Below are 23718 nucleotides of genomic sequence, written 5' to 3' on the forward strand. Positions count from 1 at the left end.
TCTGTATCGGGATGTCGTGCGAGAGGGGAACGCATGGGGAGGCTCCTGCCACCGCCGCGACGTTCGACGCGCCTGTGGGCCGTCGCCCTCGGACTCCCCTTCCTCATCGGGGTGGCCCTCCTCACCCTCACGCCTGCCCGCGTGGAGCAGACGATGCCCAATCTGCTCGATCTCCTGCTTCGCGCTGTCCAGCGGCTCGGCTGGACGAGCCTGGACTTCACGCGCCTCGAGGTGCTGGCGAACATCGCCGTCTTCATCCCCGTCGGCGTCCTCGCCTTCCTGCTCGTCCCCCGTCGTACGTGGCCGCTGTCGCTGCTCGTCGGCCCCGCGCTGTCCCTCGCCATCGAGACCGCGCAGTATGTCGCCCTCCCCCATCGCGCTGCGACCGTGAGCGACGTGGTGGCCAACTCCACCGGCGCGACCATCGGCGTCGTCCTCGCGATATTCTGCACGCTGCTCGCCGCCACACCGTCCTCCCGGCCGCGAACACCTACAGTGGAGGCATCATGACATCGCCCTCTCTCGTCGCCTTCGACCTCGATGACACGCTCGCGCCGTCCAAGGGCACGATCGACCCGCAGATCGCCGCGCTTCTGGGTGAGCTGCTGCGGTCGGTGGAGGTCGCGATCATCTCCGGCGGCAACGAGGCGCAGTTCCGCTCGCAGGTCGTCGCTCAGCTCGCGGATGCCGATCCGGAGGCGCTCGCCCGCCTGCACCTGCTGCCGACATGCGGCACGCGCTACCTGCGGCATGACGGCACCGACTTCGTCGCGGTGTACGCGCATGACCTGAGCGACGACGAGAAGACCGCCGCCCTCACCGCCCTGCGCGAGGAGGCGGAGCGCCTCGGACTGTGGGAGGCGGAGCCCTGGGGGGAGATCCTGGAAGACCGCGGCTCGCAGATCACGTTCTCCGCGCTCGGTCAGCAGGCGCCGCGCGACGCGAAGCACGCGTGGGATCCGACGGGCTCGAAGCGCGGAGCCCTCCGCGATGCCGTGGCCGCACGGCTCCCGGGCCTCGAGGTGCGTTCGGGCGGCTCGACCTCGATCGACATCACCCGCGCGGGGATCGACAAGGCGTTCGGCATGCGGCAGCTCGCCACCCACACCGGCATCGACCTGACCGCGATGCTCTTCTACGGCGACCGCCTCGACGAGGGCGGCAACGACTACCCCGTCCTCGCGCTCGGAGTGCCGTCGGTGGCCGTCGAGGGCTGGGAGGACACGGCCGCCCGCCTGCAGGAGCTGCTGCCGACCCTCTCCACCCGGGTCTGACACACTCGCCCGCACGACTTCGGCACGCCTGCACGACGGGAGGGCGGAGTCCGTCGTGCAGGCGTGACCTGGCCGTGCAGGTGGGTCAGTGCACCTCGATGCCGGCGGCGCGGGAGACGGGCACCAAGCGCGTGAGCTGGGTCACGTGGGCCGGCTCGAGCTCCGCGAGCGACGCGACGCCGAGCAGCCGCATCGTGCGCTCGATCTCGCTGCGCAGGATGGCGATCGTGCGGTCGACGCCCTGCCGTCCGCCCGCCATCAGGCCGTAGAGGTACGCGCGGCCGATCAGCGTGAAGTCGGCGCCCAGCGCGACGGACGCCACGATGTCGGCGCCGTTCATGATCCCGGTGTCGATCATGACCGTGAAGTCGTCGCCGACCGCACGACGGACCTCGGGCAGGAGGTGGAACGGGATGGGCGCGCGGTCGAGCTGACGGCCGCCGTGGTTCGACAGGACGATGCCGTCCACGCCCGCATCGCGCAGGCGCACGGAGTCCTCGACGTTCTGCACGCCCTTGATGACGATCTTGCCGGGCCAGATGTCGCGGATGACGGCGAGGTCGTCGTAGCTGATGGTCGGATCCATCGCCGCGTCGAGGAGCTCGCCCACGGTGCCGCCGGTCGTGCTCAGCGACGCGAACTCCAGCTTCGGGGTGGTCAGGAAGTCGAACCACCACCACGGCCGCGGGATCGCGTTGATGATCGTGCCGAGCGTGAGCTGCGGCGGGATGCTGAAGCCGTTGCGCTTGTCACGGAGACGGGCACCGGCGACCGGGGTGTCGACGGTGAACTGCAGGGTGTCGAAGCCGGCGGACGCGGCACGACGGGCGAGCTCGTAGGAGATCTCGCGGTCACGCATCACGTAGAGCTGGAACCAGTTCCGACCGGGCACGGGCCCCTGCGGCTCCCGGATCGTCGCCGCCTTGACGTCCTCGATCGACGTGGTCCCGAGGGTGGACAGGGTGAACGGGATGCCCGCGGCGGCCGCGGCTCCGGCGCCCGCGACCTCGCCCTCCGTCTGCATGAGGCGGGTGAAGCCGGTCGGCGCGATGCCGAACGGGAGCGCGGAGGGGCCACCGAGGATGTCGACGGCCGTGTCGACGTCCGGGGCCGGCTTGAGGATCCCGGGGTGGAACTCGACGTCCTGGAACGCCTGGCGTGCTCTGCTCAGCGACAGCTCGCCCTCGGCGGCACCGTCGGTGTAGTCGAAGGCGGCCTTCGGCGTGCGGCGCTTGGCGATCTTCCGCAGGTCGTCGATGGTGAGCGCGGCGTCGAGGCGCCGCTTGCGCCCGTCGAGCTCCGGCTTCTTGAACTTCATGAGCTCCAACAGCTCGGCGGGGTTGGGGAGCTGGCGCTGGACCATGTTCTGCCTCTCAGTTCTGCGGTGTGATGGCACGGGTGAGACCCGCGGCGGTGTAGTAGCCGGTGATATGGGTGCGGACGAGACGGCGGGCGGTGTCGGCGTCGCCGTCGTCGATCGCCGCGACCAGAGCGCGGTGCTCGGAGCGCAGGCGGGCGGCCATCCGATCCCAGTCGTCGACGGTCGCAGCCCCGGCGAGCACGTAGGACTCGATGGAGGAACGGAGCCCCGCCATCATCGCCGCGATGACCGTGTTGCCGCTGCCCTCGGCGAGGGAGAGATGCAGCTGCGCATCGAGGGCCAGGAACTCGGCCGGCGTGAGGGCACCGTCATCCATCGCGGTGAGCAGCTCGTGTGCCCGGGAGGTGTCGCGGTTTGAGGCGGCGGCCATGGCCTCGACGACCGCGTCCTCCAGCACGAGACGCGTGCGGACCACGTCGTCGAGCGGGAAACCCTGCGCGGCCACCTGGAGGCGCAGGAACGCGGACATGCCGCCGGTGGGGGTGGCGATGACGATGGCGCCCGACTGGGGGCCGGAGCCGGTCGCGGTGCGGATGAGCCCGAGCACCTCGAGCACCCGGAAGGCCTCCCGCACGCTCGATCGCCCGACGCCGAGGTCGCTGGCGAGGTCGCGCTCGGACGGCAGCCGGTCGCCCGGGCCGAGGCGACCGTCGAGCAGATCACGCTCGATGTGCTCGAGCACGAGTCGCCATGCACGCGCCGGCTGCTCGGTCATCCCGCCTCCTGTGGTCAGACCACAGGTTAGCGCGTGTGGTCAGACCACGCAATGCGGGACCGCTGCACCGCCGACCCACCCCTTTTCGTGCGTCCCGGCCGCTTGCGTACGCGCGCAGAGGGGTGGGTCGACCGGAAGGGGGTGGGTCGGAGGTGGGATCAGCCGAGACGGCCGCCGGACTCCTCCAGGTAGCAGGTGCCGCACAGCGACTCGTAGGTCGTGAGTTCGGGCGAGGAAGAACCGTCGGCGCCCTCGTCGATCGCGACCTGGTCGCCGTCGAACACGAACCGGCCGCCGACCACCCGGCCGTTGAACACCGCCTTGCGCCCGCAGCGACAGATCGTCTTCAGTTCCTCGAGCGAGTGCGCGATGGCGAGGAGCCGGGCTGATCCGGGGAAGGCGTGCGTGCGGAAGTCGTTGCGGATCCCGTAGGCCATCACCGGGATGCCGTCCTCCACCGCGATCCGGAAGAGGTCGTCGATCTGGGTCGGCGTCAGGAACTGCGCCTCGTCGACGAGCAGGCAGGCCACGTCGACGGGCCCCGTCGGGATGAGCTCCTCCTCCGTCGACCGACGCATGCGCTCCCGATGGATCGCGAAGAGCGCGCGGGCGTCGTCTTCCGGTCCGATGAGGACGTCGACCGGACGCGTGACCCCGAGGCGGCTCTCGATCTCCCCCGCACCCTTGGTGTCGATCGCGGGCTTGGCGAGCAGCACGTGCTGGCCGCGCTCCTCATAGTTGTAGGCAGCCTGCAGGAGGGCGGTAGACTTGCCCGAGTTCATCGCGCCGTAGCGGAAGTAGAGCTTCGCCACGGTCCCGGGTCAGGCGTTGATGCCGAGGACGGCGGCAGTGGCGGTGGTGGACTCCTCCGCGAGCTCCGCGTCACCGTTGAGCTTCCGGCCGAAGGTGGGGATGAGTTCGCGCAGCTGCGACTCCCAGCCCGGGTACTCGCCGGGGAAGCACTTCTTCAGCAGGTCGAGCATGATCGGCACGGCCGTGGAGGCGCCGGGCGACGCACCGAGGAGGCCCGCGATCGAGCCGTCACCGGCCGCGACGACCTCGGTTCCGAACTGGAGCACGCCGCCCTTCTTCGGGTCCTTCTTCATGACCTGGGCGCGCTGACCGGCGTCGATGAGCGTCCAGTCCTCGTCCTTCGCGGTGGGCATGAAGGTGCGGAGGCTGTCGACCTTCTTGCGGTGATTCTTCATCAGCTCGCTGATGAGGTACGTGATGAGGTCGGGGTTCGCGAAAGCCACCCGCAGCATCGGCCAGAGGTTGTGCGGACGGACCTGCGTGACGATGTCGAGCATCGACCCGTTCTTGAGGAACTTGGGGCTGAACGTCGCGAACGGGCCGAACATGAGCGAGGCCTCGCCGTCGACGACACGCGTGTCGAGGTGTGGGACCGACATCGGCGGGGCGCCGACCGAGGCCTGCGAGTAGACCTTGGCCTTGTGCTGCGCGACGATCTTCGGGTTGGTCGTCTTGAGGAACTGTCCACCGATCGGGAAGACGCCGTAGCCCTTGATCTCGGGGATGCCGGAATTCTGCAGGAGCTTGAGCGCCCACCCGCCCGCGCCGACGAACACGAACTTCGCCTTGATCTCGTTCGGAGTGCGGCCGATCGTGGTGCGGTACTTGATGAGCCAGGTGCCGTCCTTCTGACGCGTGAGCGACTTGACCTCGTGGTTCGTGCGGACCGAGACGCCCGAGTCGCGGAGGTGGCCGAAGAGCTGGTGCGTGAGCGCACCGAAGTCGACGTCCGTGCCGGCGGGCACCCGGGTGGCCGCGAACGGCTCACCCTTGCGGCGCTTCTGCATGAGCAGCGGCGCCCACTGGTTGATGACGCGGGAGTCCTCGCTGTACTCGATGCCCGCGAACAGCGGCTGCTCCTTGAGCACCTCGTAACGCTTCTTGAGGTACGCCACGTCCTTCTCGCCGCGCACGAACGTCATGTGCGGCGTCGCGTTGATGAAGGTCGACGGCTCGTCCAGCACGCCCTTCTCGACGAGGGAGGACCAGAACTGGCGGCTCTGCTGGAACTGCTCGTTGATCGAGATCGCCTTGGCGGGGTCGAGCGGCGCGTCACCCTGCTGCGGCATGTAGTTCAGCTCGCACAGCGCGGCGTGCCCGGTCCCGGCGTTGTTCCAGGGATTCGAGCTCTCCTGCGCCACGTCCGACAGCCGCTCGAAGGCGACGATCTTCCAGTCCGGCTGCAGCTCGTGCAGCAGGGTACCCAGGGTGGCGCTCATGATGCCACCGCCGATCAGGACGACATCGACGTATTCAGTCACCCGAACAGTCTAGTTCGCGGGCAGGACACCGCAGACCATGCGGCCGTCAGGAGACCGGGGCGAGACGCTCCGCGAGCACCTCGGCGATCTGCACCGCGTTCAGCGCCGCCCCCTTGCGGAGGTTGTCGTTGCTGATGAAGAGCACGAGGCCCTTGCCCTCCGGAGCCGACTGGTCGGCGCGGATGCGGCCCACGAAGCTCGGGTCCTTGCCCGCGGCCTGCAGCGGGGTCGGCACCTCGTCGAGCACGACACCGGGCGCCGCGCTCAGCACTTCCCTGGCGCGGTCGGGCGTCAGATCGCGGGAGAACTCGGCGTGGATCGACAGCGAGTGGCCCGTGAACACCGGCACCCGGACGCACGTGCCGGCGACGCGGAGGCCGGGCAGCTCGAGGATCTTCCGGCTCTCGTTGCGGAGCTTCTTCTCCTCGTCGGTCTCGTTGTCCCCGTCGTCCACGAGGTTGCCCGCGAGCGGGATCACGTCGAAGGCGATCGGGGCGACGTACTTCTCGGGCTCGGGGAAGTCGACCGCGGAGCCGTCGTGGACCAGGCGGAGGGTGTCGCCCTGCGCGAGCACGCCCTCGACCTGGCCGAGCAGCTCCTGCGCGCCGGCGAGTCCGGAGCCGGACACCGCCTGGTAGGTCGACACGATCAGGCGCTCGAGGCCTGCCTCGGCGTCGAGGACCTTCAGCACCGGCATCGCGGCCATCGTGGTGCAGTTCGGGTTGGCGATGATGCCCTTGGGGCGGTCGTCGATCGCGTGCGGGTTGACCTCGCTGACGACGAGCGGGACCTCGGGGTCCATGCGCCAGGCGCTGGAGTTGTCGACGACCACGGCGCCGGCCTCGGCGAAGCGCGGCGCGTATGCCCGGCTGGCGGTGGCACCGGCGGAGAACAGGGCGATGTCGATGCCCGACGGGTCGGCCGCCTCGACGTCTTCCACGATCACCGTCTGCCCGCCGAACTCGATCGCCGTGCCGGCGGAACGCGCCGACGAGAACAGCCGCAGCTCGCGGATCGGGAACGAACGCTCCGCGAGAATCTCGCGCATCACGGTGCCCACCTGGCCGGTGGCGCCGACGATGGCGACGGAGAGTCCTGATTCGGAGATGCGGGTCATGATGTTCCTTGGCTTCGTGCGGTACGGCGTACGAGGCTTCGGGCGCGGCGTCGGGATGCTGAGGCTGCGCCTGGCGCCGGTGTCAGGGTTTCCGCGAGTCTATCGCGCCACGCTCCCCTCGGCTCTCCTCCGTACGCCGCTCGCGAGAGCACGCTGACACGCGGGCGCAGGCGAGCGTGGGCGACAGAGCCTGCGTCGGCGCGAAAGCCTGCGGTGGCGCGAGCGCGCGAGAACAGGCAGACCCGCGGAAACAGGCGAGCGCGCGGGCGCAGGCGAGCGTGGGCAGCACGGCCTGAACAGGCGCGAAAGCCTGCGGTGGCGGGAGAAGAGGGAGCTCGTGAGGGGGTCAGCGACCGGTGCCGGCGTGAACCGTGGCCTCCGCGTCGCCGTCGAGGCCGTAGGCGGTGTGCACCGTGCGGGCGGCCTCGGTGAGGTCGGTGTCGCGGAGCACGACCGAGATGCGGATCTCCGAGGTGGAGATCATCTCGATGTTGATGCCGCCGGCGGACAGGGCCTCGAACAGGGTCGCCGAGACGCCGGAGTGCGTGCGCATCCCCGCGCCGACCACGGACAGCTTGCCGATCTGGTCGTCGTGGATGAGGTTCTGGAAGCCGACCTCGGTCTGCTCGCCGGCGAGGGCCTTGAGCGCGGCAGCGGCGTCGGCCTTGGGAACCGTGAAGGAGATGTCGGTGCGTCCCGTCGCCGACACGTTCTGGACGATCATGTCGACGTTGGCGCCGGACTTCGCGACGATCTTGAAGATCTCGGCGGCCTTGCCAGGGACGTCCGGCACCCCGGCGACGGTGATCTTGGCCTGGCTGAAGTCGGTGGCGACGCCGGCGACGATCGGTTCTTCCATGACTGCTCCCTCGGCTTCGCGAGGGTTCTTCATGCCCTCGCCCAGAACGTATGTGCCCTCGGCCGACGAGAACGTCGACCGGGCGTGGATGAGGACGCCGTGCCGGCGGGCGTACTCCACGGCACGGATGTAGAGGACCTTGGCGCCGTTGGCGGCGAGCTCCAGCATCTCCTCGCTGGAGACGTGGTCGAGCTTCTGCGCCTTCGGGATCACCCGCGGGTCGGCCGTGAAGATGCCGTCGACGTCGCTGTAGATCTCGCAGACATCGGCGGACAGTGCGGCCGCCAGCGCGACGGCCGTCGTGTCGGAGCCACCGCGGCCGAGCGTGGTGATGTCCCGGGTGTCGCGGTTGAAGCCCTGGAAGCCCGCGACGATCACGATCGCGCCCTCGTCGAGCGCCTCGCGGAGCCGGACGGGCGTGACGTCGACGATGCGCGCCGCGCCGTGCTGCGAGTCGGTGATCATGCCGGCCTGGCTGCCGGTGAACGACCGCGCCTCGAAGCCCATGGAGTGGATCGCCATCGCCAGCAGCGCCATCGAGATCCGCTCGCCGCTGGAGAGGAGCATGTCGAGCTCGCGCGGAGCAGGGATCGGCGCGACCTCGTTCGCGAGGTCCAGCAGCTCATCGGTCGTGTCGCCCATCGCGCTCACGGCGACGACGACGTCGTGACCGGCGCGACGGGTGTCGACGATGCGCTTGGCGACGCGCTTGATGCTCTCTGCGTCGGCGACGGACGAGCCGCCGTACTTCTGCACGATGAGGGCCACGTTCACTCCCTGGGATGTCGGGCGGATCCGCCCACGGTCATTCTACGATCGGCGCGCATGCCGCCCCGCGCATGTGACGGCTCAGGCCGGCGCAGGCGGAACGGGCGTCACCGGACGCAGGCGGCCTCCGGTGGCGGCGAACCAGCAGCCGATGATGATCAGCGGGAATCCGAGGAGGAGACCAGGGGTGAGGGGCTCGGCGAGCACGATCGCCCCGAGCACGATCGCCACGACCGGGTTCACGTAGGTGAACAGCGGCGCCCTGACCGGTCCGACCTCGCGGATCAGCGCGAAGAAGGCCAGGAAGGCCAGCGCCGTGCAGATCACGGCGAGGGCGAGCAGGGCGCCGATCGACGGGAGCGTCGGCACCTCATGCTGAGTGAGCAGCCCGATCGGGAGGTAGAAGAGGCCGATCATGAGCAGCGACAGCGTGATCGTGCCGAGTGAGGGGACGTCGTTCAGCTTGCGCGCCACGATGAACGGCGCGATCGCGTAGAGCACCGCGACGAGCAGCACCTCCCCGGCCGCGAGCAGGCTCACCTCTCCCCCGAAGAGCCCGGGACCCGCCACGACGATGGCCACACCGATGAAGCCGACCAGAAGACCGATGCCGCGGGCGGGACGCAGCACGCCGCGGTCGCCGCCGCCCAGCGCGATGAGGGCGGCGAACAGCGGCACCGTGGCCACGAGGAGTCCGGTCATGCCGGAGGGCAGTGTCATCTCGGCGTGTCCGAGGAGGAGGAACGGTCCGGCCATCTCCACGGCCCCGAACGCCAGCACCCACGGCCAGTGCCGGAGCGCCGCACGGAGGGCGCCGCTGCGCAGGGCGAACGGCAGCAGGAGGAGCGCGGCGATCAGCGTCCGTCCGGCGACGATCGCCGGCGGGGAGATCGAGTCCACCGCCACGCTGATGAAGAGGTAGGGCACGCCCCACAGCAGGGCCATGGCCCCGAAGAGCAGCCAGCCCCGGCGGGAGAAGCCGGACTGCGGGGTCACAGCACGCGCCGGCCCTCGAAGGCCCGGCCCAGCGTCACCTCGTCCGCGTACTCGAGGTCGCCGCCGACCGGGAGGCCCGAGGCGAGCCGTGAGACCGTGATCTGCATCGTCGTGAGGAGCCGGCTCAGATAGCTCGCCGTCGCCTCCCCCTCCAGGTTGGGGTTCGTGGCGATGATGACCTCCTGCACGGTGCCGTCGGCGAGTCGCGTCATGAGCTGGGCGATCCGGAGGTCGTCCGGCCCGATGCCCGCGATGGGGCTGATCGCGCCGCCGAGCACGTGGTACAGGCCGCGGAACTCCCGTGTGCGCTCGATCGCCGCGACGTCCTTCGCGTCCTCGACCACGCAGATCAGCGCCTGGTTGCGGCGGGGGTCGCGGCAGATCGCGCACCGCTCCTGCTCCGCGACGTTGCCGCAGATCTCGCAGAACCGGACGCGGATGCGGATCTCGGTCAGCAGCTCCGCGAGACGGGCGACGTCGAACGTCGGCGTCTGCAGGATATGGAATGCGATGCGCTGCGCCGACTTCGGGCCGATGCCGGGAAGGCGGCCGAACTCGTCGATCAGCTCTTGGACGATGCCGTCGTACATCAGGAGAACCTCGTAGGGGGCTCGTAGGGCTCTTCGCGAAGGAACGTCGCGCCGAGCACCTGGCGGATCACGGCCTCACCGTAGCGCTGCACCCCGCCCGCGGCGGGGGTGCGCTCGATGACGACCGGCGGAGCAGCCGCGGGGGCCGTGCGCGCGGCAGCCTGCGGGGCCGCCGTCGGTGTCGTCCGCGGGGAGGGAGGGCGGTCGTACGGAGCCGGGGGCTCGTAGGCCGGATCGTACGGCGGCTCCTCGTCGAACGCGGGAGCGTCGTCATCGCCGGGCAGCGGCGGCTCGTCGCGGTCGACCCTGCCGTCGGCCGGCGGGGTCGGGGCGGCGGAGGCGGCCTCGACCTCCTCCGGCTCGTCGTCGACGGCGAGGGGCGCCGCGGGGGCGGCGACCGGTGTCGCGGCGTCAGCGGTCGGGATGGAGGCGACCGCCCACTCCGTCACGGGAGCGGTGGCGGCGCGCGTCTGCGGGCGGGAGGGCCGTGCTGACGCAGGCTCCGATGCGGGAGCGGCGTCGGCCGGCGCGGTGGATCCGGACGAGGCCGGCTGCCGCGGCGCACCACCGGGTGGCATCGGTGCCGGGAGGTACTTGACACGTACCCCGACCTCCTGCTCGATGGCTGTGCGGAGGTGGTCGGAGGGGCCGGATCCCGGCGTGGTCCCCTTGAACTTCGCGACGTCGTGCTGGCTCGTGAACCCGAGGGTCAGCACCTCGGAATCGCCGTCGTAGGCGAGGGGCTGCACGGCGGTCGCGAGCAGCCAGGACGTGCGGCTGATGCCTTCCAGACGCTTCAGCACGGCCGGCCAGGCGTCGCGGACGCGCTCGAACGTGACGGGAGCGGACGGCGCGGAGGACGACTGCGGGGTCGGAGCGGGCTGGGGCTCCGGAGCGTGGCTGGGCTCGGGAGTACTCTCGGGCTCCGGGGTGCGCTCGGGCTCCGGAGCGGGCGCAGGCTCGGGCGCGTCTGCAGGGGCGGTCGGAGCAGATGGAGCCGACGCCGCGGGCGTCGAGGGCGCCGCCGGAGCGGGCGTCCTCCCCGTGTCGGATGCGACGGTCGGAGACGGCGTCGCGGTCGCCGGCGGGACCACCGGCGGGTGCGTGGTGGCCGGCGGGTGCAGCGCGCCCGACGCGGCGGTGCCGGACGCCGCCGAGCCTCCGGGTGCGGCGGCGAGGACACGAGCGACCATGAGCTCGAGGTGGAGCCGCGGCGATGTGGCTCCGGACATGTCGTCCAGTGCCGCGCTGACCACGTCGGCGGTACGCGAGAGGCGCGCGGCGCCGAACGACTCGGCCTGCCGGCGCATCCGGTCGAGCTCGTCCTCCGCGATGCCGCGGAGGACGGCGGAGGCACCGGAGCCGACGGCGGCGATCACGATGAGATCGCGCAGGCGCTCCAGCAGGTCGTCGACGAAGCGCCGCGGGTCCTGGCCGGTCTGCACGACGCGGTCGATGGCGGGGAAGGCGGTCGCGGCGTCGCCCGCCGCCAGCGCATCGACGATCTCGTCGAGGAGGGCCCCGTGGGTGTACCCGAGCAGCGCCACCGCGCGCGCGTAGCCGACGGTGACGGTCTCCGAGCCGGCCGGGGCGTCCGAGCCCGCGATGAGCTGGTCCAGCAGCGACAGCGTGTCGCGGGGCGAGCCTCCTCCGGCGCGGACGACGAGCGGCAGCACACCCTGCTCGACGATCACGCCCTCTTCCGCACACAGCTTCTCGACGTACTCGAGCATCGCAGCGGGCGGGACCAGTCGGAACGGATAGTGGTGGGTGCGCGAGCGGATCGTGCCCAGCACCTTCTCGGGCTCCGTCGTGGCGAAGATGAACTTGACGTGCGGCGGGGGCTCCTCCACCAGCTTCAGCAGCGCGTTGAAGCCCTGCGGGGTGACCATGTGCGCCTCGTCGAGGATGAAGATCTTGAAGCGGTCGCGGCTCGGAGCGAAGGTGGCCCGTTCCCGCAGGTCGCGGGCGTCATCGACGCCGTTGTGGCTCGCCGCGTCGATCTCGACGACGTCGAGCGATCCCCCGCCCGCCCTGGACAGCTCGACGCAGCTCGGGCACGTCCCGCAGGGGGTGTCGGTCGGCCCTTCCGCGCAGTTCAGGCAACGGGCGAGGATGCGCGCCGAGGTGGTCTTGCCGCAGCCACGCGGACCGGAGAACAGATAGGCGTGACCCACACGGTCGCCGCGCAGCGCGGTCATGAGCGGATCGGTCACCTGCGACTGCCCGATCATCTCGCCGAACGTCTCGGGTCGGTAGCGGCGGTAGAGGGCTGTGGTCACCCCTCCAGCCTACGGCGTGCCACCGACGTTGCTCCCCTCTCGCTCGACCCGGCCTCTTTAACGCGTCCCACCCCGTTGCGGACGTCCGCAACGGGGTGGGACGCACGCAACGGGGTGGGTCGGCGGTCAGTCGATCGGCTCGATGACGGGGATGGCGCTCGTGATCACCGGGACCGAGGCGGAGAGCCGGGTGCCGTCGTCGCGGCGGGCGTCGGCGAACTCCTGCAGCGTCGGGCGACCGGGGATCACGGGCCCCTGGTTCGCGAGGGGGACGATGACGTCGTCCTCCAGGGTCGCGATGTAGGCGTTGTCGCGCACGCTGAACGGCACCGGAGGACCGCTGCGCACCTGCACCCGCAGCTCGTGCCGCGTGACGGTCACCTGCATCGCCGTGCCCTGCCACTGCAGCGGGAACGACAGCGAGGGCCAGGACTCCGGGAGCCGCGGGTCGAAGCTGAGGTCGCCGCCGTAGTCGCGCATCCCACCGAAACCGCACACGAGGGCCGTCCACACCCCACCCGCCGAGGCGACGTGCACGCCGTCGGCCGCGTTGTGGTGCAGGTCGTGCAGATCGACGAACAGCGACTGCTCGAAGTACTTCTGCGCGAGGTCCTGGTAGCCCACCTCCGCCGCGAGGATCGACTGCACGACCGCCGACAGGGTCGAATCGCCCGTCGTCAGCGGGTCGTAGTAGTCGAAGTCGGCCTTCTTCTCCTCGGGCGAGAAGTGGTTGCCCTGCAGGAACAGCGCCAGCACCACATCGGCCTGCTTGAGCACCTGGAAGCGGTAGATCACGAGCGGGTGGAAGTGCAGCAGCAGCGGACGCTGGTCGGCCGGGGTGTTCGCGAGGTCCCAGACCTCCCGCTCCAGGAACAGCGAGTCCTGCGGGTGGATGCCGAGGCTCTCGCTGTACGGGATGTACATCGCCTCCGCCGCCCGCTCCCACGACTCCGCCTCACCGGAGCCGAGGCCCGTCCGCTCGACGAGGGCCGCGTAGTCCTCCGGGTAGCTGTCGCGGATCTCCCGCACGACCTTGGCCGCGTAACGGAGGTTGTACCGCGCCATGACGTTCGTGTACAGGTTGTCGTTCACGACGGTCGTGTACTCGTCCGGGCCGGTGACGCCGTGGATGTGGAACGTCTGGAGGCCATCGCCGGCACCGGACTGCTCCACGAGCCGCGACCCCCGCCAGAAGCCGAGGGTGGCCCAGAGCCGCGCGGTCTCGATCGCGACGTCGGCACCCTCGCGACGCAAAAACGCCTCGTCCCCGGTCGCCCGCACGTACTTGCCCAGCGCGAAGCTGATGTCGGCGTTGATGTGGTACTGCGCCGTGCCGGCGGCGTAGTACGCCGAGGCCTCCTCGCCGTTGATCGTGCGCCACGGGAACAGTGCGCCGGCCTCGTTGAGCTGGGCGGCCCGGCGACGCGCGGCGGGGAGCATCTTCACCCGGGCTCGCAGCGCGTTGTAGGCCCAGCGCGGCGTCGTGTAGGTGAGGAAGGGGAGCACGTAGATCTCGGTGTCCCAGAAGTAGTGGCCGCTGTAGCCCGAACCGGTCAGGCCCTTGGCGGGGACGCCGGCGCCGTCGGCCCTTGCCGAGGCCTGCGCGAGCTGGAACAGGCACCAGCGCGTGGCCTGCTGCAGGTCGTCGCGCCCGCCGATCTGCACGTCGCTGCGCTCCCAGAACGCGTCGAGCCACTCGCGCTGACGACGGAAGACCGTCTCCACGCCCTCGTCCGCGGCCCGGTCGAGCGAGCGACGGCAGCGATCGACGAGCTCCCGCGGGGGCACGCCGCGGGAGGAGTGGTAGCTGACGAGCTTGGTGATCGTGATGGGCACGCCGGCCTTCGCCTGCACGCGGAAGACGTTCTTGGCGATGTCCGGCTCGATGAGCGTCCGGACGTTGTAGTCGTTCTCCGTCTCGATGATGTGATCGGCCACGACGGCGACGGTCATCCCGGACGCGGCGACCCGATACGACAGGGCGGAGCGCAGGCCGTCCTGCCAGTGCTCGGCGGGCTGCAGCACACGGTCCGCGATGCGCTCGGCCTTGCGCGGGTCGAAGGCGGCACCCTTGGTCGTCATCGGAGAGCCGGCATACACGCCCGCCCCGTCCTGACGGTTGAGGAGCTGGCAGCTGATCGTGACCGGGGCGTTGGCGTTCTCGACGACGACCTCGAGCCGCAGCACCGCGAGGTGGCGCTCCTCGAAGCTCACGAGACGCTGATCCCGCATGCGCACCCGCTTGCCGGAGGGCGTCTCCCAGACCACGCGCCGTTCGAGCACCCCCGTGCGCATGTCGAGCGTGCGGGCGTACTCGCGCACGTCCGCGTCGTCGAGGGAGATCGGCTCGTCGTCGACGTAGAGCCGCATCACCTTGGCGTCGGGGGCGTTGACGATGGTCTGGCCGACTTCGGCGAAGCCGTAGGCCTGCTCGGCGTGCCGGATGGGCCAGGTCTCGTGCAGACCGTTGATGAAGGTGCCGTGCTCCTGCGCGCCACGCCCCTCGATGTGGTTGCCCCGGAGCCCGAGGTAGCCGTTGCCGACCGAGAACAGCGTCTCGCCGACGCCCTCCTCCGAGTAGCGCGTCTCGATGAGACGCCACGGGTCGACGGGGAAGCGGTCGCGGTCGATCATGCGGTCTCCGGGGTGTCGGTGCGGGTGGCGGGAAGCAGGACGCCGAGGTCGTCGACGACGTGGGTGGCTCCGGCGGCCCGGAGCGCGTCGGCGCCCGCTCCGCGGTCGACGCCGATGACCACGGCATACCCCGCCGCGGCGGCGGAGGCGGCACCGGAGGTGGCGTCCTCGACGGCGATGCTGCGGGCCGGGTCGACGCCGAGGGCCGTGGCGCCGGCGGCGAACATGTCGGCAGCGGGCTTGGAGGCGAGGTGCTCGCGCTCGGCGACGACGCCGTCGATCACGACGCGGAAGAAGGAGCGGATGCCGGCGGCCGCCAGCACCTCCTCGGCGTTCTTCGAGCTGGAGACGACGCCGAGCGGGATCCCGGCGGCGTGCAGCGCCTCGACCACGGCGAGGGAGCCGGGGAACGGAGCGATGCCCTGGCTGCGGAGGGACGTCGCGAACGCGGCGTTCTTGCGGTTGCCGATCCCGCAGATGGTCTCGGCCGACGGGTCGTCGTCCACGGAGCCCCACGGCACCTCGACGTTGCGGCTGCGCAGCAGACTCGCGACGCCGTCGTAGCGCTTCTTGCCGTCGACGTAGGCGAAGTAGTCCTCGTCGGTGTACGGCGGAGTGATGTCCCAGCGGGCGAAGACGTCGTCGAAGACCGCCTTCCAGGCGCGCATGTGCACCTCGGCGGTCGGCGTGAGGACGCCGTCGAGGTCGAACAGCACACCGTCGGCGTGGAACAGGTCGGGCAGCGCGTGTGGCACAGAGCCTCCAGGAGAAGGACGAGGGTCGGGTCGGCACCTCTCCGTGCCACTGTGCAAGCGTAATGGCGGTGGCGCGCGCGGGGTAACCCCGGACCGGGATCAGAGCAGCTCGGCGGTCTGCCTGGCGATCTGCAGCTCCTCGTCGGTGCGGACGACGAGGACCGTCACGGCGGACGCATCCGTGGAGATGACACGGATGCCGCGCTCCTTCGCCTCGTTGCGGGCGGCATCGATCTCGATCCCCGCGAAGCCGAGCGTCGCCATCGCCGCTGCCCGCACAGGGGCCGCGTTCTCGCCCACGCCGGCGGTGAAGGACACGACGTCGACCCCGCCGAGCTGGGCGATGTAGGCGCCGGCGTAGGCCCGGAGACGGTGGACGTACACGTCGAACGCGAGTGTCGCGGCCTCTTCGCCCGCAGCGACCCCGGCGAGGATGTCGCGCATGTCGCTGCGACCGGCGAGGCCGGCCAGCCCGCTGCGGGTGTTCAGGAGCGCGTCGAGGTCGTCGATCGTGTAGCCGGCGCGGCGCGACAGGTGCACGAGGGCGGCCGGATCGAGGTCGCCCGAGCGCGTCCCCATGACGAGCCCCTCGAGCGGGGTGAGTCCCATCGACGTCTCCACTGAGCGGCCGCCGTCGATCGCGGTGACCGAGGCGCCGTTGCCGAGGTGGAACACGAGCTGCCGCAGGGAGCCGAGATCGCGCCCGAGGAAACGCGCGGCGGCCTCGCTGACGTACTGGTGGCTCGTGCCGTGGAAGCCGTATCGACGGACCCGGTGCGCGGCGGCGAGCTGCGCGTCGATCGCGTAGGTGTAGGCCGCCGGCGGGAGCGTCTGATGGAACGCCGTGTCGAACACCGCGACGTGCGGGACGTCGGCGAACACGGCGCGGGCCGCCCGGATGCCGGCGAGGTTCGCGGGGTTGTGCAGCGGCGCCAGCACGGCGAGCTCGTCGATCTGCCGCTCGACGTCGGCGTCGATCAGCGTCGGCGCGTAGAAGCGCGCGCCTCCGTGCACGACCCGATGCCCCACCGCGACGGGCGCATGCGCCTCGAGCGAGGGACCCTGCGCCGCGAACTGCGCGCGCATGACCTCGAAGGCCGCAGCGTGGTCGGGGATGGGCTGCTCGTCGCGGTAGGTGGCGTCGAGCATCGTGGCCGACGGTCCGTCACCCGGCTCCGGGCGCACGGTGTGGGCGACAGGGCTGGACTCCTGTCCGATGCGCTCGATGAGCCCGCTGGCGAGCTCGTCCTCGTGCGCGGTGTCGATGAGGCTGTACTTCAGCGAGGACGACCCGCTGTTGATGACGAGGATCGCGCTCACGCCCCCTCCCCCGATCGCTCGTCGCCCTGGGCCTGGATCGCCGTGATGGCCACCGTGTTCACGATGTCGTCGACGAGCGCACCGCGGGACAGGTCGTTGATGGGCTTGTTGAGCCCCTGGAGCACTGGACCGATGGCCACGGCGCCGGCGGAGCGCTGCACCGCTTTGTAGGTGTTGTTGCCGGTGTTGAGGTCGGGGAAGACGAACACGGTCGCCCGCCCCGCCACCGCCGAGTCCGGCAGCTTGGCCTTGGCGACCGCCGCGTCAGCGGCGGCGTCGTACTGGATGGGGCCCTCCACCAGGAGTTCGGGAGCGCGCTCGCGCACGAGTGCCGTCGCCGCCCTGACCTTGTCGACGTCGGCTCCCGACCCGGACTCACCGGTGGAGTACGACAGCATCGCCACGCGGGGGTCGATGCCGAACTGCCGGGCGGTGGTGGCGGACGAGATCGCGATGTCGGCGAGCTGTTCGGCCGTGGGATCGGGGATGACCGCGCAGTCGCCGTACACGAGCACGCGGTCGGCGAGGGCCATGAGGAACACGCTGGAGACGACGTTCACACCCGGCTTCGTCTTGATGATCTCGAAGGACGGACGGATCGTGTGCGCCGTGGTGTGCGCGGCACCGGAGACCATGCCGTCGGCGAGTCCGAGGTGCACCATCATCGTCCCGAAGTAGGAGACGTCCGTGACGGTGTCGGCGGCCTGCGCGAGGGTGATCCCCTTGTGCGCGCGCAGCCGGGCGTACTCGGCGGCGAAGCGCTCCACGAGGGCCGGGTCGGTGGGGCTCACCACGTGCGCACCGGCGATGTCGAGGCCGAGCTCCGCCGCCCGCGCACGGATCGCGCCGTCGTCGCCGAGGATGGTGAGCTCCGCCACCTCCCGGGACAGCAGCGCCGCCGCCGCGCGGAGGATGCGGTCGTCGTCGCCCTCGGGGAGGACGATGTGGCGGCGGTCGGACCGCGCGCGTTCCATCAGTCCGTACTGGAACATGAGCGGCGTGACGACGTGCGACTCGGCGAGCCCGAGCTGCTCGGTGAGCTCGGCCACGTCGACATGCGCCTGGAAGAGTCCGAGTGCCCGGTCGTAGCGACCGCGCGAGTCGGCGGAGATGCGACCGCGGGCGCCCATCACCCGTACCGCCGTGTCGTAGGTGCCGAGGTCGGTCGTGATGATCGGCACCGAGGAGGCGAAGCCGTCGAGCAGCTGGAGGATCGGTCCGGGCAGGGGGAAGGGACCGTTGAGGATGATCCCGGCGATCCGCGGGAACGTGCCGGAGGAGTCGGCGAGGAGGGCGGCGAGCAGCACCTCGGTGCGGTCGGCGGGGATCACGACGACGGCCTCGTCGGTGAGACGCGGCAGGACGTTCACCATCGACATCCCGGCCACGACGATGGACAGCGCGACCGCGGTCAGGCGATCCTCGTCGCCCTTGAGCAGCGTCCCGTCGACGGCGGAGACGATGCCGCGGATGGACGGTGCGACGAGCGCGCGGTCCTCGGGCAGCGCCCAGACCGGGGTGCCGGCGGGGAGGACGGCGCGCACCGCGTCGACGATGGCATCGAGCCCGTCCGGGTCGGCCCTGTTCACGGCCACCGCGAACAGCTCCGCGCGCTCCTCGGCGAGTTCCGGCAGTGCGAGGGCGGCGATCTGGCCCACGGCGGCGGGCACCCGCGCGGTCGTGGTGCCGAGCTGCTCGGCCTGTCGCTGCTGGTCGCGCCCGCTCAGCACGAGCAGGACGGGGGCGCCGAGGTTCGCCGCGATCCGGGCGTTGAAGCCGAGCTCCGCGGGGCTCGCGACGTCGGTGTAGTCGCTGCCGACGATCACCACCGCGTCGCACTGCGCCTCGACGGCCTTGAAGCGGGCGACGATGGTCGACAGCGCGCCCTCCGGATCGGCGCGCACATCGTCGTAGGTGACGCCGATGCAGTCCTCGTAGTCGAGCTGGACGCCGTCATGGGCGAGCAGCAGCTCGAGGATCTCGTCGCGCTCCGCGACCGCCCGGGCGATCGGGCGGAAGACCCCGACGCGCGGTGACACGCGCATCAGCGCGTCGAGCGCCCCCAGGGCGATCGTCGACTTCCCGGTGTGGCCTTCGGCCGAGGTGATGTAGATGCTCCGCGACACGGCTCCAGCTTAGGCGGGCGCCCCGACACCGCACCCCACAGCTGCCGTGACAGTCGCGGCGGTCACTCGCACGGGCCGGAGAGCACGTCGACGATCGCCGTCGCGTCCTCCTGATACCGCGTGTAGTAGTCCCGATCGGTGTTCACCTGCACCCGGTGGATGGCATGCGAGGGCGCCATCGACGGCCAGTCGGGCACGCGTCCGAGGCGCTCGAAGAACAGCCGGGCGGCGGTGGCCGGATCCATCCGCTGCTCCACGCTCCCCCACCAGTCCTGCTGCTGGAAGAGGCCGATGCTCGTCGTGCGAGATCCATCCGGATTGGTCCAGCCGCGCGTCTCCCAGTCCCCGTAGTCGATGTTGCGCAGACTGCTCTCGCCCATCGCGGTCATGACGCCGAGGATCTGGCCGTCCCGCGCGAACCCGAGCTCGTCGGCGGTGCGGATGATGGTCGCAGCGTTCTCGAGCTGTTCACCGCTCCATCCGGCCACCCCTGCCTGGGGGAAGGTCGACGGACGGTCGAGGCAGACCGGCGCCGGATCCCTCGCCAGCCCCAGCGGGATGAGCACGAGCAGCGCCGCCCCCGCGGCTATCATGGCGGCGGACACGGCGACGCGCCGCAGGATCCGCTTCCGCTGTGCGCGCCGGGCGGCTCGACGGCGGGCCTCGCGGCGTCGGCGGTTGGCGGCCTCGCGCGACGCGGCGGGCCGCCGGGTCGACGTGGTCCGCGTCCCCGTCGTCCCTCTCGTGCGCGGAGCCGTCATCGTCCGACGGCGCGGCGCTGGTCGGGACGCCGTCCGGCGAGCGCGGCCGCACCGCCCCCGATGGCACCGAACAGATGGCCCTGCCAGGACACGCCGTCCGCCACTCCGAACACCCCGGCCAGCATGGTGCCGCCGTACAGGCCGACCACGACGACCGCGATCACCGCGTAGAGGATGCGATGCGCCACGCGGCCGGGGGCGAACACCCGCATCACCACGTAGCCGAAGTAGCCGAACACGAGTCCGGAGGCGCCGACCGTCAGCGTGCCGGGCGCGTTCACGAGCCAGGTCCCGAGCCCGCCGACGACCGCGACGATCACGGTGACCGCCCAGAATCGGCGCGTGCCCTCGACGGCCACCAGGCAGCCCAGCACGAGGAACGGGACGGAGTTCGCGATCAGATGCGCCCAGCTCGCGTGCAGCAGCGGGGCGAACACGATCCCGAGCAGCCCGGCGGGATCCCACGAGCGGATGCCGAGGCCGCTGAACGAGCCCGGCAGCACGGCGTCCGCGAACTGCACCGCCCACATCGCCGCGAGCAGCAGCACGGGCGACGCGAATCGCCGCAGCGGATGCTCGGGTCTGGCCGGCGGAGGAACGGTCACCGCTCGATTGTCGCAGGCGCACCCTGCGGCCGGCTGGACGCGGGCAAAAGAAAAGACCCTCCGCGCACCCAGCAGAGCCCGGTTACCCTTGCTGCGTTTCCGCCCTGGGGGAATTGGCCTGGATGCCGCCACGCGGAGAGCCGTCGTCCACTCTACCCGACACCGACCGGCGCGATGACACACCGCACTCTTTGAGAGACTGTGCAGGTCATGGATCCGCTCGCCCACCCGCTCTCGTCGTGGCGGTTCCGCGGACCGCTGCGCACGTACCAGGCCGAGGTGCTGGAGCGCATCGAGGTCGGCTCCGACGAGAAGATGCACGTCGTCGCACCGCCGGGTTCCGGCAAGACCCTGCTCGGACTGCTGCTCGCCGCGCGGGAGGGACACCGCACGCTCGTCCTGACTCCGACGCTCACCATCCGCCAGCAATGGCTCCGGGAGGCGCGGAAGCTCGCCCCCGAGGACGACGCCGTCTCAGACGATCCGCGGCGGCTCGGAGACCTCACCGTGCTGACCTACCAACTCCTCAGCGTCACCGGCGACGGTTCGCCGTTCGAGGAGCTGGCGCGTCATCGGTGGATCGCCGAGCTCGCCGAGACCGATCGGTCCGAGGCCGATGCGGCGACCTGGCTCGCCACACTCGAGGTCGACAATCCCGATCGCTACCGCTCAGGACTGCGGCGGCGGGTACGCCGGGTGCGCCGCTCGTTCTCGCAGCAGCGCCCGGAGGCGCTGGCCCGGGTGCTGCACCCCAACGCCGTGGCGCTCATCGACGCGATCGTCGCCGCCGGAGTGCGCACGATCGTCCTGGACGAGTGCCATCACCTGCTCGACCACTGGGCGCTGGTCGTCGCCTACCTGGCGGCGCGCATCCGGGCCGCGGGATCGCCCCCGGTCCTGATCGGCCTGACGGCGACGCTCCCCTCCCCCGACGACGGTGTCGAGTACGAGAACTACACGCGCCTGCTCGGAGACGTGGACTACGAGGTGCCCGCCCCCGCGGTGGTGAAGGAGGGCCACCTCGCGCCCTATCGTGACTCGATCTGGTTCACCCAGCCGGACCCGACCGAGGCCGCCTTCATCCGCCGGCACGAAGCCCTGCTGGCGGATCTCGTCGGGCAGGTGCTGTCCTCGCCGGACGGCGTGGCGTATCTGGAGGCGACGTTGCAGCCGGAGCCGGCGGCGGGCTCCGTGCCACCGACGGGGACGGATGACCCCGACATCGCGCGGCGGGCACGGCTGGAGCACGCGCTCTCCACGGACTTCACCCTCACCCGGGCCGCCGGAGTCGTCCTCAAGACGGTGGCGCCGTGGCACCCGCTCGGCGCGCTCCTGCCGCCGGTGCTGTTCGGCCGCTGCACGACCGACGACCTCCTCACCGTCCTCACCCGTTTCGCGCAGACGCGCCTGCTCACCGACCCCACCGCCCTGCGCCAATGGGAGCACGTGCGCGGAGCTCTCGCGGATTTCGGCCTGCACCTCACCGATCGGGGGCTGCGACGCGGCCGGGACCCGGTGGAGACCACACTGACGTCTTCGGTGGCGAAGGACCGCGCAGCCGTGGACATCCTGCGCCGCGAGCTGAGCGGAGAGGCCGGCGCCCAGATGCGGGCGGTGGTCGTGACCGACTTCGTCGAGCACGGGAGCCGCCGCGGGCTCACCGGGCAGCCCGCCGGCGCGCTCCGCGTCTTCGACCTCCTGGCCGCCGACGAGGTGACAGGGACGCTGCGTCCGGTGCTGCTGACCGCCCATCATCTGCGGGTGCGGGCCGTCGATGCCGCCGACCTCGCGGAGCAGCTGTCCGCGGTGCTCGGGGACGAGGTGACGGTCGTCGACGGAGCAGGAGGCGCGCGGGATCTCCGCGTCGCCGAGGCCGGACGGGGCCAGGTCGTCGCGGCCGTCTCGGAGCTGATCCGACGCGGCACCGTGCGGGTGCTCGTCGGCACCCGAGGACTCCTCGGCGAGGGGTGGGACTGCCCGTCGGTGAACACGCTGATCGATCTGACCGCGGTGGCGACGAGCACCGGCACCCAGCAGCTCCGGGGGCGCACCCTGCGTCTCGACCCCGCATGGCCGGAGAAGGTGGCGCACAACTGGTCGGTGGCGTGCGTCATCCCCGCGTCCGTCGACCTGGACAGCCCCGCCGAGACGCAGCGCCTGCGACGACGACACGGACACCTCTGGGGGCTCAGCGCCGACGACGGCACCCGGATCGTCTCGGGACTGGACCACGCGCTCCCCTCCGCCGCGATCGCCGCACTCGACGCCGTCCTCGAGAAGGTCCCCGGCGCCACGATCGAGAGGATCAACGAGGAGACGCTCTCGCGGCTCCCCACCCGCGCCCGGACCAGAGCGCACTGGCGGATCGGCGAGCCTCACGACTCCCGGGAGCGCGACGTGGTCTCCGTCCGCACGACGCCGGAGGCCCGCCTGCTGCGGACGGGACCGACCCTCGCCGCTGCCGTGCCCCTGACATTCGGATTCAGCGCGACCGGCATCGCCCTCGGAACGGCGGCGTTGGGGGCGATCGGCGCAGTCTCCCTCCCGCTGGAGGCGGGCGTCACCGTCGCGGCGCTCGGCGGCGTGCTGGCGACCACTGTGGTGTGCGGGTCCAGCGTGCTGCGCGCGTTGCACCGCCTCCGTGACCCCGCTGCTCTGTACGGCGGCGCCGCGCTGGCCATCGCCCGGTCCCTCCACGACGCCGGACGGGTGGGGCCCTTCGATGCCTCGACCGTCCGGGTGCGCAACCGCTCCGCCGCCGACTTCTGGATCGAGATCGCCGGACCGCGGAGCGACCGCGCACTGATCGCCGACGCCCTGCAGGAGCTGTTCGCCGTGGCCGAGAGCCCGCGCTTCCTCCTGCGGGTCGACCAGGGGGTCTTCGGCCGGCCCGGTCCCGTGCTCGACCGCATCCGCTCGATCGTCGACCGCGCCGTCCCCGGTCGTCGTCTGCTGCCGGTTCCCGCAGCGCTCTCGCGCCGCCGAGCTGACGCCGAGGCTTTCGCCGCGCGGTGGCGGGAGACGGTCGGGCAGTGCGAGCTCCACGAACTCCGGGGGACGACGGGTCTCGCGCTGCTCCAGGTCGCCCGCCTCACCCCTGCGCTGCTCGACCCCGCGGAGCCGCGGTACCGGATCTGGGGCTGACGGCCGACCCTGCCGTCCCCGCAGACCGGCCAGCCCGACATGGTCCCGCAGGCCGTGCGGAGCGTACGATCGATGCACGCGCATCGTTGCGCCGGAC

Annotated in this window: 18 protein-coding genes and 1 other RNA gene; 3 read left to right on the plus strand and 16 right to left on the minus strand. The window is 71.3% G+C overall.

Going from position 1 to position 23718, the window contains the following annotated elements:
• The first annotated feature begins 33 nt into the window (after nucleotides 1-33).
• Nucleotides 34-510: a VanZ family protein gene (locus AC3B5L_RS13085; RefSeq protein WP_187662155.1), complete on the plus strand. Its 477-nt coding sequence runs from the start codon at nucleotides 34-36 to the stop codon at nucleotides 508-510.
• A complete protein-coding gene (locus AC3B5L_RS13090; RefSeq protein ID WP_187662156.1) occupies nucleotides 507-1274 on the plus strand; it encodes an HAD-IIB family hydrolase in 768 nt (255 codons plus the stop codon). The genes AC3B5L_RS13085 and AC3B5L_RS13090 overlap by 4 nt, the downstream gene beginning before the upstream one ends.
• A gap of 85 nt (nucleotides 1275-1359) precedes the next feature.
• Here AC3B5L_RS13090 and AC3B5L_RS13095 read toward each other — a convergent pair whose 3' ends face one another.
• From AC3B5L_RS13095 to ffs, 16 genes are all read right to left on the minus strand, one after another.
• Complete coding sequence (locus AC3B5L_RS13095) at nucleotides 1360-2637, minus strand: alpha-hydroxy acid oxidase (RefSeq protein ID WP_259951384.1); 1278 nt, start codon at nucleotides 2635-2637, stop codon at nucleotides 1360-1362.
• A 10-nt stretch (nucleotides 2638-2647) separates the two neighbouring features.
• Nucleotides 2648-3370, minus strand: coding sequence for a FadR/GntR family transcriptional regulator (locus AC3B5L_RS13100; protein ID WP_259951383.1), 723 nt, complete (start codon nucleotides 3368-3370; stop codon nucleotides 2648-2650).
• Nucleotides 3371-3528: 158 nt separating this feature from the next.
• Complete coding sequence (locus AC3B5L_RS13105; RefSeq protein ID WP_187662159.1) at nucleotides 3529-4182, minus strand: thymidine kinase; 654 nt, start codon at nucleotides 4180-4182, stop codon at nucleotides 3529-3531.
• Nucleotides 4183-4191: 9 nt separating this feature from the next.
• A complete protein-coding gene (locus AC3B5L_RS13110) occupies nucleotides 4192-5664 on the minus strand; it encodes a malate:quinone oxidoreductase (RefSeq protein WP_490095853.1) in 1473 nt (490 codons plus the stop codon).
• Between the two features lie 46 nt (nucleotides 5665-5710).
• Nucleotides 5711-6781 (minus strand): aspartate-semialdehyde dehydrogenase, encoded by a 1071-nt coding sequence (locus tag AC3B5L_RS13115; RefSeq protein ID WP_187662161.1) that lies wholly within the window; start codon nucleotides 6779-6781, stop codon nucleotides 5711-5713.
• A gap of 346 nt (nucleotides 6782-7127) precedes the next feature.
• Nucleotides 7128-8408, minus strand: a complete 1281-nt coding sequence (locus tag AC3B5L_RS13120) for an aspartate kinase (protein WP_025104257.1) — start codon at nucleotides 8406-8408, stop codon at nucleotides 7128-7130.
• A gap of 81 nt (nucleotides 8409-8489) precedes the next feature.
• Nucleotides 8490-9404, minus strand: coding sequence for a DMT family transporter (locus AC3B5L_RS13125; RefSeq protein WP_187662162.1), 915 nt, complete (start codon nucleotides 9402-9404; stop codon nucleotides 8490-8492).
• The gene (recR, locus tag AC3B5L_RS13130) at nucleotides 9401-9994 is read right to left on the minus strand and encodes a recombination mediator RecR (protein WP_025104255.1); all 594 of its coding nucleotides are present in this window, start codon (nucleotides 9992-9994) and stop codon (nucleotides 9401-9403) included. The genes AC3B5L_RS13125 and recR overlap by 4 nt, the downstream gene beginning before the upstream one ends.
• Nucleotides 9994-12276, minus strand: a complete 2283-nt coding sequence (locus AC3B5L_RS13135; RefSeq protein WP_490095854.1) for a DNA polymerase III subunit gamma and tau — start codon at nucleotides 12274-12276, stop codon at nucleotides 9994-9996. The genes recR and AC3B5L_RS13135 overlap by 1 nt, the downstream gene beginning before the upstream one ends.
• 126 nt (nucleotides 12277-12402) lie before the next feature.
• The gene (locus tag AC3B5L_RS13140) at nucleotides 12403-14910 is read right to left on the minus strand and encodes a glycoside hydrolase family 65 protein (RefSeq protein WP_187662164.1); all 2508 of its coding nucleotides are present in this window, start codon (nucleotides 14908-14910) and stop codon (nucleotides 12403-12405) included.
• Nucleotides 14907-15665 (minus strand): beta-phosphoglucomutase family hydrolase, encoded by a 759-nt coding sequence (locus tag AC3B5L_RS13145; protein WP_187662165.1) that lies wholly within the window; start codon nucleotides 15663-15665, stop codon nucleotides 14907-14909. The genes AC3B5L_RS13140 and AC3B5L_RS13145 overlap by 4 nt, the downstream gene beginning before the upstream one ends.
• Nucleotides 15666-15764: 99 nt before the next feature.
• On the minus strand, nucleotides 15765-16985 hold the full coding sequence (locus AC3B5L_RS13150) for an acetate/propionate family kinase (RefSeq protein WP_490095855.1): 1221 nt from the start codon (nucleotides 16983-16985) through the stop codon (nucleotides 15765-15767).
• Nucleotides 16982-19111, minus strand: coding sequence for a phosphate acetyltransferase (pta, locus tag AC3B5L_RS13155; protein WP_187662167.1), 2130 nt, complete (start codon nucleotides 19109-19111; stop codon nucleotides 16982-16984). Before pta ends, AC3B5L_RS13150 begins: the two co-directional genes overlap by 4 nt.
• Before the next feature lie 62 nt (nucleotides 19112-19173).
• The gene (locus AC3B5L_RS13160) at nucleotides 19174-19872 is read right to left on the minus strand and encodes a hypothetical protein (RefSeq protein ID WP_490095856.1); all 699 of its coding nucleotides are present in this window, start codon (nucleotides 19870-19872) and stop codon (nucleotides 19174-19176) included.
• A complete protein-coding gene (locus AC3B5L_RS13165; RefSeq protein ID WP_187662168.1) occupies nucleotides 19869-20477 on the minus strand; it encodes a rhomboid family intramembrane serine protease in 609 nt (202 codons plus the stop codon). Before AC3B5L_RS13165 ends, AC3B5L_RS13160 begins: the two co-directional genes overlap by 4 nt.
• 48 nt (nucleotides 20478-20525) lie before the next feature.
• Nucleotides 20526-20622, minus strand: an RNA gene (gene ffs, locus AC3B5L_RS13170) — signal recognition particle sRNA small type.
• A 65-nt stretch (nucleotides 20623-20687) separates the two neighbouring features.
• On the opposite strand from ffs, the gene AC3B5L_RS13175 reads away from it, so the two are divergent.
• On the plus strand, nucleotides 20688-23621 hold the full coding sequence (locus AC3B5L_RS13175) for a DEAD/DEAH box helicase family protein (protein ID WP_490095857.1): 2934 nt from the start codon (nucleotides 20688-20690) through the stop codon (nucleotides 23619-23621).
• Nucleotides 23622-23718: the final 97 nt, after the last annotated feature.

It is taken from the genome of Microbacterium sp. C-MGS6 (assembly GCF_058140415.1).